This is a genomic window from Cellulomonas sp. P4_D11 (assembly GCF_056401915.1).
Map to the genome: position 1 here is coordinate 74944 of NZ_JBFUIK010000002.1, position 13887 is coordinate 88830.

Below are 13887 nucleotides of genomic sequence, written 5' to 3' on the forward strand. Positions count from 1 at the left end.
CACCCCGTGCCGGGCGGGCCGGGAGGAGGACGATGGCCGGGATCCCTCCCCCCTCGGCACAGGAGACACCATGACCCGACAGAGCGTGCAGACCGACCACGCACCCGCCGCGCTCGGCCCGTACAGCCAGGCGATCGTCGCCGGCGGGTTCGTCTTCTGCTCCGGGACCGCGGGCATCGACCCGGTGACCGGGCAGATCCCCGAGGGCATCGAGGCGCAGACCGACCTGGCCCTGCGCAACCTCGCGGCGACGCTCGAGGCGGCGGGCTCGTCGATGGACGACCTGGTCAAGACCACGATCTTCTACGCCGACGTGGCGGACTTCGGCGCGCTCAACGGCGTCTACGCCCGGCACATGCCGGACCCGCCGCCGGCGCGCTCGGCGCCGGCCAACGTCGTCCTGCCGCGCGGTCTGCTGGTCTCGATCGAGGCCGTCGCGATCCTCTCCGCCTAGCCCGGCGGCAGGAGCTGCGCGAGCAGCTGCGGCACGTCGACCAGGGCGACCCGGATGGCCGCGTCGCTGCACCCGAACGGCAGGACGAGCGTGTCGCCGTGCAGCAGCGCCCCGCACGAGTAGACGACGTTCGGCACGTACCCGTCGCGCTCGTCGGCGGCCGGGGTCAGCAGCGGCGTGGCCAGGCTGCCGAGCACGCGACGGGGGTCGTCGAGGTCGAGGAGCATGGCGCCGATGCCGTACTGCCGCATGGGTCCGACGCCGTGGGTGAGGACCAGCCACCCGGCCGACGTCTCGATCGGCGAGCCGCAGTTCCCCGCCTGGACGATCTCCCAGGCGTGCACCGGCGTGCTCAGCGTGCCGAGGTCGTCCCAGTGCTGCAGGTCCGTCGACCCCGCCAGCGAGTTGTTCTCGCGGTCCCACCGCGACAGGGCGAGGTATTGGCCGCCCACCCGTCGCGGGAACAGCGCCATCCCCTTGTTCTTCGCCCCCGGGCCGCTGAGCCGGCTCATCCGGAACGAGCCGAAGTCGTCCGTGGCGAGCAGGTGCGGCGCGACCGTCTCCCCGTCGAACGCCGTGTAGGTGCCCAGGTAGGAGCGCCGGCCGTCGGCGTACTCCACCTCGACCAGGCGGAGGTCCTCGATGCCATGACGCTCGGCCGGGCTCCCCGGCAGCAGGACGCGGGAGTCGAGGCTGCTCGCCGCGGGGAACGTGACGCCGTAGGTGCAGGCGACCAGCCACTCCAGCCGCGGGCTCCCGTCGACGGCTGCTGCGGGGAACACCTCCGGGAGGGTCCTCAGCAGCGCCTCGGACTCCTCGCGGTCACCCGCGAGCTCGTCGTCCTGGCGCCGCAGGTCGTCGCGCGAGTGCATCGTCGCGTCGCGGCTCGGCACCGTCGTCGTCGGCCCCGGGGTGTCGAACGTGAGCTCGTCGGCGGCGTCGACGACGCCCGTCCGCAGCTCGATGCAGGACACGTGGCCCTCGCCCACCCCACGGACGCTCATGACGAACCGGGTGCTCCCGGGCGGCAGGCCGCCCTGGTCGGGGTGCGCCACCATCGACGGGTTGAACAGGGCGGCCGACTCGATCGCGTACTCCTGGCTCATGCACGCACCGATGAGCCGACGCCGCTCGAGCGACAGCGCCCCGGCATGGTCGACCTGACCGGCCACCAGCGCGAAGCGCGCGTCGAGCAACCCGACGAGGTCGTCGTGCCGGGCGCTGAACTGCACCAGGACGTCGGTCAGCGCGGCGTCCACCTGAGCGTCGGGCAGCGCCAGGAGTCGCGCGAGCACGGCGGCCCGCCGCGAGACGCCCGCCCCGAAGATCTCCTCGCCGGGCAGGAACGGGGTGCTCACCACGCGCGTCGCGTCCGGGCGCAGCACGTGGGGCGTGCGCCGCACGAGCACGGGGGTCTCGACGAGGGTCACGCGACCGCCTGGACGAGGGCGAGCCGACCGAGCTGCAAGGTCGACAGGGCCGCGAGGGTGGACTCGGCACCCTGGTTCTCGTTGACCCCGTGCGCGTGCAGCCCGTCGAAGCCCCCGCCCGAGACGTCGTCGTAGAGCACCATGCCCGCGTCGTTGTCGCCCAGGAACCAGCCGACGCAGCGGTCGAGGTAGGCGAGCCAGACCTCCTGCCGCGTGGCCCGGAACGCCCGCCAGCACGCCTCGGCCAGGGCCGCGACCTCGATCGGCTGCTGGTCGAAGCCGGGCCGCTCGTCGCCGTCCTGCCGGCCGCCGACCGGGGTCATCGAGAGGTGCCCGTCGTGGGTCTCCTGGTCGACGAGCCAGTGCAGGAGGTCGAGCCCGGCCCGCAGGGTGTCCTCGTCCCCCAGCGCGACGCCGATCGCGACGAGCGCCTCGGGAAGCACCGCGTTGGCGTAGGTGAGGCGCGCGTCGGGCCAGGGCCATGACGGATCGGTCGGTCGCGCGAGCAGCGTGCGGGCATCCGCCAGCAGCCCGTGCGCCGCGCGGTTGCCGGGCTGGATCTCGAGCACCTCGGCCGCCCCGAGCGCCGCGTAGGCCATGGCGTGCCACCAGGGCGAACGCCGCTCCAGGCTCGCGGCGGCACCGTCCAGCGCGGCGCGGCGGACGCGGGGGTCGGTCGTCGACGCGGCCGCGCTGCCGAGGGCCCAGAGCGCGCGGCCCCAGTGGTCCTCGACGGTGGCCGCGTCCGTCCATCGGCCCGCCTGGTCGCGCCGGTTGTGGAACCGGCCGAGGCCGTCCTGGGCGAAGAGGGTGAATCGCAGATACGTCGCCGTCAGAGCCTCCACCTGCGGGGTCGGGTGCGGTTGGCGCACCGTCACGACGAGGCCGCGCGCGACGTCGTCGAGGCAGTAGCCGTGCTCCCGGCGGGGCTCGGTGAGCAGGGCGTGCTCGAACAGGCCGACCGGCGTGCTCAGGTGCGCGAGGTGGTCGAAGACCGGCGCCGGGTACATCAGGCGGCCGACCGCGTGCGCGCTCGCACCAGGTCGGAGGCGAGGACCACGTACTGCTCGGCCACGGCGCCCCAGAGCAGACCGGGCGCCGCGGCACGGGACGCCGCGGCCATCGACGCGGCGAGCCCGGGCTCGGTGAGCACCCGGCGCAGTGCAGCCCCGATCGCCGAGGGATCGCGGCGCGGGACGAGGATCCCCGCGCCACCGGACAGCAGCTCCACGGCGTGCGGGAACGCGGTCGAGACCACCGGCTTGCCGGCCACGACGGCCTCCGTCAGCACCCCCGACGTCACCTGGTCCGGCGAGTCGTACGGCAGCAGCACGACGTCCGCCGAGCGCACGATCCGCTGCAGGGTCGGGACGTCGAGGTAGCGCGCGTCGAACTGCACCATCGACGCGATGCCCAGCCGGTCGACCAACCGCTCGAGCCGCTCGCGGTAGGCCTCGCCGTCGCGCTCGACGACCTTCGGGTGGGTCTCGCCGACGATCCGGTACGTCGGCCGCGGGCGCAGGTCGGCGAGCCCGGCGAGCCCCTCCAGCGCCCACTCGATGCCCTTGCCCTCGCCCAGCAGCCCCCACGTCAGCACCGTCGGCGCCGTGCGCGCCGGCGTGACCGTCTCGTCCGGGCCGCGGTTGTCCCGCGCGCCGTGCGCGATCACGGTCACCGATCCGGGGTCCACGCCCCAGCCCGCGATGAGCCGGCGACGGCCCGCCTCGGTCATGGTCACCACGACCGACGACGCGGCGACGACCTTCGCCAGCACCTCGTGCTGGTGGGGCGTCGGGCTCTCCAGCACCGTGTGCAGCACCGTGATCACGGGAACGTGCACGCGCGCCAGGACGTCGAGCACGTCGGCGCCGTCGGGTCCGCCGAAGATGCCGTACTCGTGCTGCACCAGCGCGACGTCGCAGGCGTCGAGCGCCGCGGCGGCGGCCCGCGCTGCGCCGGGCGCGCCGGTCACCAGCTGGTGCGAGACGAGCGGTACGGGGGGTTGCGGGCTGTCGACGACGCGCACGACGGAGACGTCGGCACCGGCGTCGATCAGGTGCGTGGCGAGCGCCGACGAGAACGTGGCGAGGCCGCACTGCGTGGGAGGGAACGTGCTGAGGACGCCGAACCTGGTGGCCATGGAGGCCCTTCGCGCTGGTCATGCTTCGCAGCGAAGTGCGCTACCGACCTCGGGCGGGGCCTGATCGACATCCCCGGGCGTCCTGGCCCGGGGATCGCTCGCGTCCAGGCCTGGCACCGCGTCGCTAGGCTACCAGTCGCGGTCGGTCCTCCCCTGGGACGTGCGACCGCCTCAGCCGTGGAGGCACCCCGTCAGGATCGCCGTGCTCGCCTCGATCGCCCACCGCACGCCACCCCGTTCGTACGGGCCGTGGGAGCAGGTCGCCTCGACGCTGGCCGAGGGGCTCGTCGCCCGTGGGCACGACGTCACGCTCTTCGCCACCGCCGACTCGCAGACCCGCGCGCACCTGCACGCCGAGGCGCCGACGGGGTACGAGGAGGACCCGACGATCGACGTCAAGGTGTGCGAGTCCCTGCACATCGCGGCCGTCTACGAGCGGGCGGCGCAGTTCGACGTGATCTCGAACCAGTTCGACTTCCTCCCGCTCACATACAGCCGGCTCGTCGCGACGCCCGTGGTGACGACCGTGCACGGCTTCTCCTCCGAGCGCATCGTGCGGGTGTACCGGGCGTACGACGACGTCGCGCAGTACGTCTCGATCAGCGACTCCGACCGGCACCCCGATCTCACCTACGCCGCGACGATCCACCACGGGCTCGACCTGACGCAGTTCACGCCCGGGCCGGGCGACGGCGGATACCTGCTGTTCCTCGGGCGGATCCACCCGGACAAGGGCACCCACCTGGCGATCGAGGTCGCCCGGCGGGCCGGGCTGCCGCTCGTCGTCGCCGGTGTGGTGCACGACGAGCCCTACTTCCGGACGCTCGTCGAGCCGCACCTCGACGGCGTGCGGGTGCGGTTCGTCGGCTCGGTCGGGCCCGACGAGCGGGACCGGCTGCTGGGCGGCGCGGTCGCGCTGCTGCACCTCATCGACTTCGAGGAGCCGTTCGGGCTGTCGGTGGTCGAGGCGCTCGCGGCGGGCACCCCCGTCGTCGCGACACCGCGGGGATCGATGCCCGAGCTCATCCGCGACGGAGCGACCGGGTTCCTGGTGGCCGACGCCGACCAGGCCGTGGCGGCGGTCGGCCGGCTGTCGACGATCGACCGGGGAGCCTGCCGGCGCGACGCCGAGACCCGGTTCGGCGCCGAGCGCATGGTCCACGACTACGAGCTGCTCTTCGAGGACATCACCGCCGGGCGTCGCTAGGGAGCGCGCGCAGCGGCGGCCCGCAGGATGATGGCGAGCGTGGACGTGCACCTCATCACCGACGAGGGCGTCCGCGAGTGCGCCGTCGACGAGCTGCCCGAGCTGCTCACCGGGCGGCACGGGATCGTGTGGGTCGACATCCCGCAGTGGTCGCAGGAGGCGGCGGACGTCCTGACGAACGTGTTCGGGGCGCACCCGCTGGCCGTGCACGACTGCGAGGTCCGCAACCGGCTGCCCAAGCTGCACGCCTACCCCGGCTCGCTCTTCCTCGTCCTGCACGCGCCCGAGCGCGGCGCCGGCGGCCACGTGCACCACGTCGAGCTGGACCGCATCATCGGGCCGCGCTACCTGGTCACGGTGCACGGGCCCGTCAACCCGGCCGTCGCCCCGGACGTCCCGCTCCGGGACACGCGCGAGGTGCTCGAGCGCCTCCGCTCGGGCCGGCTCAAGCCCCGCACCTCGTTCGACGTCTCGCACGCGATCGTGTCGGCGCTGACGCGACGCATGGAGAAGTTCGTCGAGGAGCTGACGGCCGAGGTCTGGGAGCTCGAGCGACGCGTCACCGACGGCGGCTACGGCAACCCCGAGCACTTCCTCGACGAGATGTTCCGGACGCGCCACGGCCTGCTCGCCGTCAAGACCATCGCCGCGCAGACCGCCGAGATCTACCGCCGGCTCGTCGGGCTGCCGCGGGCCGTGCCCGAGGAGAGCCGGCACCTGGTCGGCGACCTGGTCGACCAGTTCGACCGCATCGCCGGCCTGGCCGGCGAGGAGAAGGACTACCTGCAGGGCGTGATCGAGTTCTACCGCACGCGGACCGAGACCAAGATGACGATCGCGGCGGAGCGGCTCGCCGTCATCGCCGTGGTCACGCTGCCGATCACGGCCCTCGCGTCCGTGCTCGGCATGAACATGATCGTGAACAGCCACACGGTGCCGATCCCGCTGAGCATCGCGCTGACCGTGATGGTCGCGATGTCGGGGGGCCTGCTGTGGTGGGCCAAGCGGCAGGGCTGGTGGTGAGCCGGAGTCAACCCGCCCGTCACCCGATGGGGGTGTGCTTGTCACCCGAGAGGGCTACCGTGCCCGGGTGCACCGCAACCCGGTGCACATCCGACAGCACGGGAGGACTCCGGCATGGGAATCAACGTCCTGCAGCGAGGCAGGGTCAGGCACGGCCTGAGAGCGGGCGCGGTGGCGGCGGCCACGGTGCTCGCGGTCGGTCTCGCCTCACCGGCGATGGCCGGCAACGGGCACGGCGGCGGGCACGGGAACGGGGGGTCGAACGACTTCCAGCTCACGGTCATGGGCACCACGGACCTGCACGGCAACGCCCTGAACTGGGACTACTTCAAGAACGCGGAGTACGACGACAGCGCCCACAACGACGTGGGCCTGGCCAAGGTATCGACGCTGGTGAACCAGGTCCGCGCCGACCGCGGGGACCGCAACACCCTCCTGATCGACGCCGGAGACACGATCCAGGGCACCTCGCTGGCGTACTACTACGCCAAGATCCAGCCGATCTCGAAGCGGGTGGAGCACCCGATGGCGGCCGCGATGAACGCGATCGGCTACGACGCCGCCGCCGTGGGCAACCACGAGTTCAACTACGGCATCCCGTACCTGCGCACGTTCGAGAAGCAGCTCGACTTCCCGCTGCTCGCCGCGAACGCGCTCGACGACGGCACCGGGCGCCCCGCGTTCAAGCCGTACGTCATCAAGACCGTCAAGCCCCCGCACGGCAAGCCGATCCAGGTGGGCATCCTCGGCCTGACCAACCCCGGCATCGCCATCTGGGACAAGGCCAACGTCGAGGGCAAGATGCACTTCGACGGGCTCGTCGAGCAAGCCAAGAAGTACGTCCCGGAGATGAAGCGCCAGGGTGCCGACGTCGTCATCGTCGCCGCGCACTCGGGTGCCGACACCTCCTCGTCGTACGGCGACACGCTGCCGTTCCCGGAGAACGCCTCGACCCTCGTGGCCCAGCAGGTGCCCGGCATCGACGCCATCCTCGTCGGGCACGCGCACCAGGAGATCGCCTCGCGCGTGGTCACCAACGAGGCCACCGGCAAGCCGGTGGTCCTGTCCGAGCCGCTGAAGTGGGGTGAGCGGCTGTCGGTCTTCGACATCGACCTGTCGTTCGCGCGCGGACGCTGGTCCGTGCAGTCGGTGGCGGCCCAGGTGCTCAACTCGAACACCGTCCCGGAGGACCCGAAGATCGTCAGCCTGCTCCAGGCGGACCACCAGAAGGTCGTCGACTACGTCAACGGGGTGATCGGCACCGCCACCGAGGCCATGTCGGCCGCCACGGCGCGCTACGAGGACACGGCCGCGCTGGACTTCATCAACTACGTGCAGGCCGGGGCGGTGAAGGCCGAGCTCACGGGTGCCGACGCCGACCTGCCCGTGCTGTCCATCGCGGCGCCCTTCAACAAGGACGCGGCGATCCCCCAGGGTGACGTCTCCGTCCGGGACATCGCCGGCCTGTACATCTACGACAACACGCTCCTGGGCATCAAGCTCACGGGCGCCCAGGTCAAGGCGTACCTGGAGAAGTCGGCGGAGTACTTCAAGGCCGCTCCGACGCCGGGCACGTACGCGTCCGCCGACCTCACCAACGCGGTGACGCCGACGGCCCCGAACGGCACGCCCGACTACAACTACGACGTCATGGGCGGGCTCGACCAGCCGCTGACCTACGACATCGACCTGGCGCAGCCGGTCGGCAGCCGGATCACCGGTCTCGCCTACGGCGGCGTCCCGGTGACCGACACCCAGGAGTTCGTCGTCGCGATCAACAACTACCGGCAGTCGGGCGGTGGCAACTTCCCGGGCGTGGTCGGCGCCCCGGTCGTCTACAACCGGCAGGTGGAGATCCGGCAGCTGCTCATCGACTGGGTGACCGCCAACCAGGTGGTGGACCCGGCGGTGTTCTCGTCGACCAACCCCGACTGGCAGCTGACGTCCGGCGGCACGCCGCTGACCGTCACGCCGTAGCAGCACTCACCACGCACGCGGGCGCCGCGATCCCCACGGATCGCGGCGCCCGCGTCGTGCCTACCGTCAGGCCGCCGCCCGGTTCCGCGAGACCGCCGCGCGCCCGGCCTCCAGCCGCGCGATCGGGACCCGGAACGGTGAGCAGGACACGTAGTCGAGGCCGACGTCGTGGAAGAAGTGGATCGACTCGGGATCGCCCCCGTGCTCGCCGCAGACCCCGAGGTGCAGCCCGGGCTTCGTCGCGCGTCCGCCCTCGACGCCAGCCCTGACCAGGGCGCCGACGCCGTCGGCGTCGAGCGTCTCGAACGGGGAGATCGTGAGCACCCCGTTCTGCAGGTAGTCGGCGAAGAACGCCCGCTCGACGTCGTCGCGCGAGAAGCCCCACGTGGTCTGCGTGAGGTCGTTGGTGCCGAACGAGAAGAAGTCGGCCTCCTCGGCGATGCGGTGCGCCGTCAGGGCTGCGCGCGGCAGCTCGATCATGCAGCCGATGGGCACGTCGAGCGGCACACCGGAGCCGGCCGCGACCTCGGCCAGGACGCGCTCCGCCTCCTCGCGGACCAGCTGCAGCTCACGCACGGACCCGACCAACGGCACCATGATCTCCGGCCGCGGGTCCCGGCCGGCCTGGCGCAGCTGGACCGTGGCCTCGGCGATCGCCCGCACCTGGAGCGCGAAGAGACCCGGCAGGGTCAGCCCGAGGCGGACGCCGCGGAGCCCGAGCATCGGGTTCTGCTCGTGCATCCGCTCCACGGCCGCGAGCAGGGCGACGTCCTGCGGGTCCGGCGCGGGAGCGGTCGCCACCCGGACCGCGAGCTCGGTGAGGTCGGGCAGGAACTCGTGCAGCGGCGGGTCGATCAGGCGGATCGTCGTCGGCAGCCCGTCCATCGCCTCGAGCAGGCCGGCGAAGTCCTCGCGCTGCAGCGGCAGCAGCGCGTCCAGCGCCGCGCGGCGGGCGTCGTCGGTATCCGCCAGGACGAGCCGCTCGATGTACTGCCGGCGCTCGCCGAGGAACTGGTGCTCGGTGCGGCAGAGGCCGACCCCCTCGGCCCCGCGGTCGCGCGCGCGGCGGGCGTCGAGGGCGTTGTCGGCGTTCGTGCGCACGCGCATCCGGCGGACCGAGTCGGCGTGCCGGAGGACCCGGTCGACGGCGGTCACCAGGGCCCTGGCCTCCGGGTCGGTCGCGGCGGCGAGGCCGGCGTCGAGCCCCTCGGACACGTAGACCATGACGGGCGAGTCGACCACCGGCACGGACCCCCGGAACACCTCGCCCGTGGCCCCGTCGATGGCGATCGTGTCGCCGGCGTGCAGCACCTCGGCACCGAAGCGCACCTCGCCACCGACGACGTCCATGCCCTCCGCACCGACCACCGCGCACGTCCCCATGCCCCGCGCCACCACCGCGGCGTGCGACGTCTTGCCACCGCGCGCCGTCAGCACCCCGTCGGCGACGATCATGCCCTGCAGGTCGTCCGGGTTCGTCTCCCGTCGCACCAGGATCACGTGCGCGCCGGCCGACGTGCGCTCGAGCGCCTGCGCGTTGTCCAGCACGATCTCGCCGACGGCGGCGCCGGGCGACGCCGGCATCGCCCGGGTCAGCAGCTGCTGCGCCGTGCTCGCGTCGCTCGTGTCGAACTGGGGGAAGAGCAGCTGGCTGAGCTTCTCGCCGGTGCACCGCGTGATCGCCTCGTCCATCGTGATCAGGCTCTCGTCGACAAGCTCGGTCGCGATCCGGAACGCGGCGGCGGCGGTGCGCTTGCCCACCCGCGTCTGCAGCAGCCACAGCTTGCCGCGCTCGATGGTGAACTCGATGTCGCACAGGTCGCGGTAGTGGGTCTCGAGGCGTCGCATGGCCTGCCGGAGCGCGTCGTACGACGCCGGGTCCAGCAGCTCGAGCTCGGCCAGCGGCAGCGTGTTGCGGATGCCGGCCACGACGTCCTCGCCCTGCGCGTTCGGGAGGTAGTCGCCGTACACCCCGGACTCCCCCGTCGACGGGTCCCGCGTGAAGCACACGCCCGTGCCCGAGGTGTCGCCAAGGTTGCCGAACACCATGCTCACCACGTTGACCGCGGTCCCGAGGTCGTTCGGGATCCGCTCGCGCCGCCGGTAGAGCCGCGCGCGGTCGGTGTTCCACGAGTCGAGGACGGCCTCGATGGCCATGTCGAGCTGCTCGCGCGGGTGCTGGGGGAACTCACGGCCGGTCTGGTCGACGACGATCTCCTTGAACGTCTGCACGAGGATGCGCAGATCCTGCGCGGACAGCTCGACGTCGGTCGCGGCCCCCACCACGGCCTTGCGGTCGTCCAGGGCGGCCGCGAACAGGTCGCCGTCGACGCCCAGGACCGTCTTGCCGAACATCTGGATGAGGCGCCGGTAGGAGTCCCAGGCGAACCTCTCGTCACCCGAGAACTCGGTGAGCCCCTTCACCGACGCGTCGTTGAGCCCGATGTTGAGGACGGTCTCCATCATCCCGGGCATCGAGAACTTCGCCCCGGACCGCACCGAGACCAGCAGCGGCTCGTGGAAGTCGCCCAGGCGCCGGCCGATCGTGTCCTCGATCTCCCGGACGGCGAGCGTCACCTCGACCCGCAGCTCGGGCGGGACGTGCCCGTCGCGCATGTAGGCCCGGCACGCCTCCGTGGTGATGGTGAAGCCTGGCGGGACGGGAAGGTCGAGGTTCGTCATCTCCGCGAGGTTGGCGCCCTTGCCGCCCAGCAGGTCCTTCTGGTCCTTGTCGCCGTCGCAGAACCGGGAGACGTAGCGGGCCATGTGGGGCTCCTGTCGTCGGGAGCGGGGATTTCCCGCCTCCTTCAGCATCCGCCGCCGTGCGCGCTGCTTTCAACGGCCACCGTCCGGCAAGATCTGCACTTCTTGCCCTACTGTCAACGGCATGACGATGAGCTCGCCTCGACCCGTCATCGATCTGCCCGCCGATCCGCGCGGGCCGACGACCGACGGCAGCCAGCTGCTCATGCTCGGCCGGCGCATCCGCCACGCGCGCACGGAGCGCGGGCTCACGCTGGACGAGCTCGGCCGGCAGGTGGGCAGCACGGCGAGCCAGCTGTCCCTCGTCGAGAACGGCCGGCGGGAGCCGCGCCTGAGCCTGCTGCAGTCGCTCGCGGCGGCGCTGGGCACGACGACCACCGACCTGCTCGACGCCACCCCGCCGTCGCGCCGCGCCGCCCTCGAGATCGAGCTCGACCAGGCCCAGGGATCGGGCGCCTACGCCGCGCTCGGGCTGCCGACCGTCCGGCCGGCCAAGAACCTGTCCACGGACGCCCTCGAGGCGCTGGTCGGGCTGCACCGTGAGCTCGCCCGGCGCGACGACGCCGCCATCGCGACCCCGCAGGAGGCCCGGCGCGCGACGACCGCGCTGCGGCTCTGGATGCGCGAGCGCAACAACCACCTGCCCGAGATCGAGGAGGCCGCCGAGGACCTCGTGCGGCGCGCGGGCTACACGACCGGTGCCCTCACGCACAGCGCGGTCGCGCAGATGGCGGCGGACCTCGGCTTCTCGCTGCTGCACGTCGACGACCTGCCGCACTCGACGCGCACGGTCACCGACCTGGCCAACGGCCGCATCTACCTGCCCCCGGCGTCGATTCCCGGCGGCCACGGCCTGCGCTCGCTCGCGCTCCAGGCGATCGCCCACCGGGTCCTGGCGCACTCCACCCCGCGCAGCTACGCCGACTTCCTGCGCCAACGCGTCGAGATCACATACTTCGCGGCCGCGTGCCTCATGCCACGCACTGCCGCGGTGGCCCACCTCACCGCGGCCAAGCGGCGCAAGGAGCTGGCCGTCGAGGACTTCCGCGACGCGTTCGGCGTCACGCACGAGGCGGCCGCGCAGCGGCTCACCAACCTGCTCACGGAGCACCTCGACATCCGGCTGCACTTCCTGCGCGTGGCCGACGACGGGACGTTGTTCAAGGGCTACGAGAACGACGCGGTGCGGTTCCCGACGGACGGCACCGGCGCCATCGAGGGCCAGATCGTGTGCCGCGAATGGGCGGCCCGGTCGGCGTTCACGCGCCAGAACCGCGCGACGGAGTACTACCAGTTCACCGACACGCCGGAGGGCACGTTCTGGTGCACCACCCAGACGGGGTCCACGTCCGCGGGCGGGTTCTCCATCACGGTCGGCGTGCCTTTCACCGCCGCGAAGTGGTTCCGGGGGCGGGACACCTCGACCCGCCGCGCGTCACGGTGCCCCGACCCGTCCTGCTGCCGGCAGGCCGACCCGGCGCTCGCGACCCGGTGGGCACCCCACGCCTGGCCGAGCGCCGCGGTGCACGCCCACGTGCTCTCCCCGCTGCCGACCGGCGCCTTCCCGGGCGTCGAGGACGCCGAGGTCTACGCGTTCCTGGAGCGCCACGCCGGGGGCCACGCGCCCGGCCGATCGGGTGCACAGTGACCTCATGGCCGAGATCCGGGTCTTCGTGCTCGACGACCACGAGGTCGTGCGCCAGGGGCTGCTGCGCCTGATCGACGCGGACCCGCAGCTGACGGTGGTCGGCGAGGCGTCGACCGCGCACGAGGCGCTCGCCCGGATCCCCCACGTCGACGCCGACGTCGCGCTCCTGGACGTGCGGCTGCCCGATGGCAGCGGGGTGGAGGTCTGCCGCGAGCTGGCGGCGTCGGCGCCCCGGGTCCGCTGCCTGATGCTCACCTCGTACGAGGACGACGAGGCGCACCTCGCGGCGATCACCGCGGGTGCCGCGGGATACGTGCTCAAGGAGATCCGCGGGCCGCAGCTGCTCGACTCCATCCGGCTGGTCGCCGCCGGCCGGGACCTGCTCGATCCGGCGACCACGCGCCGGGTCCTCGAACGCCTGCGGGAGTCCCACCGGCAGGACCCCCGGCTCGACCTGCTCACCGCGCAGGAGGGCGCCGTGCTCGACCTCCTCGGTGAGGGGCTGACCAACCGGGAGATCGCGGACCGCATGTTCCTGGCGGAGAAGACCGTGAAGAACTACATCTCGAGCCTGCTGGCCAAGATCGAGGTGCGCGGACGGACGCAGGCGGCGCTGTTCATCGCGGAGCAGCACCGGCTGCACCCGGATCCGACGGGCGTCAGCGAGCCGTCGACCGGAGCGGACCAGGGTCGACCGGACGCACCCCCCTCAGCAGGCCCGTGAGGCCGACGCCCCAGGCCCGCGCCCGGTCGAGCTCGCCCTCGCGCAGCGGGCCCTTGATCCCCAGGACCCAGAAGCTCTCCGCCTCGGCCGCGACCTCGAACCCCGCACGTCGCAGCACCCGCCAGGCGCCAACGGCGGCCGAGCCGGGCACGTGCGGGCTGTGGATCCTCGTGTCGAAGGTCGCCGCGTGGACGGGACGGTCGGGCGTCTCGACCGAGGAGAGCCACTCGCGCACGCCGATCGTGGCATCCGTCGGCGTCGCGCCGGCCTGCACCTGCGCGTCGGCCCGGGTCGACGGCCTGCTCATGCCGAACGCCTGCGTCGGCGCGCCGACCACCAGCAGCTCGAGCTCGGGCGGTAGCCGGCGGGGCGCTGCCCGGACCTCGAGGAGGGCGACGTCCTGCAGCCGGCTGAACATCCCCTCCCAGACCGCCTGCGCCACCTGACCCGTGTTGCCGAACGACGACTCGTACACCACCAGTGCCCGCATCGTCCCCACCTCCTCGTGCGCCTCGTCGCGA

General features: G+C 72.7%; 11 protein-coding genes. 6 read left to right on the plus strand and 5 right to left on the minus strand.

Annotation, left to right across the window (positions count from 1 at the left end):
• Nucleotides 1-70 precede the first annotated feature (70 nt).
• Entirely contained in the window at nt 71-454 is a 384-nt protein-coding gene (locus AC1DT4_RS01880; RefSeq protein WP_477088069.1) for a RidA family protein, read from the plus strand.
• On the opposite strand, the gene AC1DT4_RS01885 is transcribed toward AC1DT4_RS01880, so the two are convergent.
• Genes AC1DT4_RS01885 through AC1DT4_RS01895 form a run of 3 tightly spaced genes read right to left on the minus strand, consistent with a single transcriptional unit; the run spans nt 451 to nt 4024 of the window.
• Nucleotides 451-1884: a glycoside hydrolase family 130 protein gene (locus tag AC1DT4_RS01885; protein ID WP_477088070.1), complete on the minus strand. Its 1434-nt coding sequence runs from the start codon at nt 1882-1884 to the stop codon at nt 451-453. The two genes, AC1DT4_RS01880 and AC1DT4_RS01885, sit on opposite strands and share 4 nt — an antisense overlap.
• Nucleotides 1881-2894: a glycosyltransferase gene (locus AC1DT4_RS01890; RefSeq protein WP_477088071.1), complete on the minus strand. Its 1014-nt coding sequence runs from the start codon at nt 2892-2894 to the stop codon at nt 1881-1883. The genes AC1DT4_RS01885 and AC1DT4_RS01890 overlap by 4 nt, the downstream gene beginning before the upstream one ends.
• Entirely contained in the window at nt 2894-4024 is a 1131-nt protein-coding gene (locus tag AC1DT4_RS01895; RefSeq protein ID WP_477088072.1) for a glycosyltransferase, read from the minus strand. Before AC1DT4_RS01895 ends, AC1DT4_RS01890 begins: the two co-directional genes overlap by 1 nt.
• 202 nt (nt 4025-4226) lie before the next feature.
• Between AC1DT4_RS01895 and AC1DT4_RS01900 the strand changes: the two genes are divergently transcribed.
• The 3 genes from AC1DT4_RS01900 (at nt 4227) to AC1DT4_RS01910 (ending at nt 8231) form a co-directional block, all read left to right on the plus strand.
• Nucleotides 4227-5231 carry a glycosyltransferase family 4 protein gene (locus AC1DT4_RS01900; protein WP_477088073.1) on the plus strand — a complete coding sequence of 335 codons (1005 nt, stop codon included), beginning with the start codon at nt 4227-4229 and terminating at the stop codon, nt 5229-5231.
• Between the two features lie 39 nt (nt 5232-5270).
• On the plus strand, nt 5271-6254 hold the full coding sequence (locus AC1DT4_RS01905; RefSeq protein WP_477088074.1) for a magnesium transporter CorA family protein: 984 nt from the start codon (nt 5271-5273) through the stop codon (nt 6252-6254).
• A gap of 114 nt (nt 6255-6368) precedes the next feature.
• The gene (locus AC1DT4_RS01910) at nt 6369-8231 is read left to right on the plus strand and encodes a bifunctional metallophosphatase/5'-nucleotidase (RefSeq protein ID WP_477088075.1); all 1863 of its coding nucleotides are present in this window, start codon (nt 6369-6371) and stop codon (nt 8229-8231) included.
• Nucleotides 8232-8297: 66 nt separating this feature from the next.
• Here the strand turns inward: AC1DT4_RS01910 and ppdK are convergent, their stop codons facing one another.
• Complete coding sequence (gene ppdK, locus AC1DT4_RS01915; RefSeq protein WP_477088076.1) at nt 8298-10997, minus strand: pyruvate, phosphate dikinase; 2700 nt, start codon at nt 10995-10997, stop codon at nt 8298-8300.
• A gap of 121 nt (nt 10998-11118) precedes the next feature.
• On the opposite strand from ppdK, the gene AC1DT4_RS01920 reads away from it, so the two are divergent.
• The gene (locus AC1DT4_RS01920; protein ID WP_477088077.1) at nt 11119-12642 is read left to right on the plus strand and encodes a helix-turn-helix domain-containing protein; all 1524 of its coding nucleotides are present in this window, start codon (nt 11119-11121) and stop codon (nt 12640-12642) included.
• 4 nt (nt 12643-12646) lie between these two features.
• On the plus strand, nt 12647-13366 hold the full coding sequence (locus tag AC1DT4_RS01925) for a response regulator (RefSeq protein ID WP_477088078.1): 720 nt from the start codon (nt 12647-12649) through the stop codon (nt 13364-13366).
• Here the strand turns inward: AC1DT4_RS01925 and AC1DT4_RS01930 are convergent.
• Nucleotides 13302-13856, minus strand: a complete 555-nt coding sequence (locus tag AC1DT4_RS01930) for a flavodoxin family protein (RefSeq protein ID WP_477088079.1) — start codon at nt 13854-13856, stop codon at nt 13302-13304. The two genes, AC1DT4_RS01925 and AC1DT4_RS01930, sit on opposite strands and share 65 nt — an antisense overlap.
• Between the last annotated feature and the right edge of the window lie 31 nt (nt 13857-13887).

What these genes read in the sequence shown, in the direction of transcription:
- AC1DT4_RS01880 (WP_477088069.1), top strand. Translation starts at nt 71, where the DNA reads ATGACCCGACAGAGCGTGCAGACCGACCACGCACCCGCCGCGCTCGGC.
- AC1DT4_RS01890 (WP_477088071.1), bottom strand. Translation starts at nt 2,894, where the DNA reads ATGTACCCGGCGCCGGTCTTCGACCACCTCGCGCACCTGAGCACGCCG.
- AC1DT4_RS01895 (WP_477088072.1), bottom strand. Translation starts at nt 4,024, where the DNA reads ATGGCCACCAGGTTCGGCGTCCTCAGCACGTTCCCTCCCACGCAGTGC.
- AC1DT4_RS01910 (WP_477088075.1), top strand. Translation starts at nt 6,369, where the DNA reads ATGGGAATCAACGTCCTGCAGCGAGGCAGGGTCAGGCACGGCCTGAGA.
- ppdK (WP_477088076.1), bottom strand. Translation starts at nt 10,997, where the DNA reads ATGGCCCGCTACGTCTCCCGGTTCTGCGACGGCGACAAGGACCAGAAG.
- AC1DT4_RS01920 (WP_477088077.1), top strand. Translation starts at nt 11,119, where the DNA reads ATGACGATGAGCTCGCCTCGACCCGTCATCGATCTGCCCGCCGATCCG.
- AC1DT4_RS01925 (WP_477088078.1), top strand. Translation starts at nt 12,647, where the DNA reads ATGGCCGAGATCCGGGTCTTCGTGCTCGACGACCACGAGGTCGTGCGC.
- AC1DT4_RS01930 (WP_477088079.1), bottom strand. Translation starts at nt 13,856, where the DNA reads ATGCGGGCACTGGTGGTGTACGAGTCGTCGTTCGGCAACACGGGTCAG.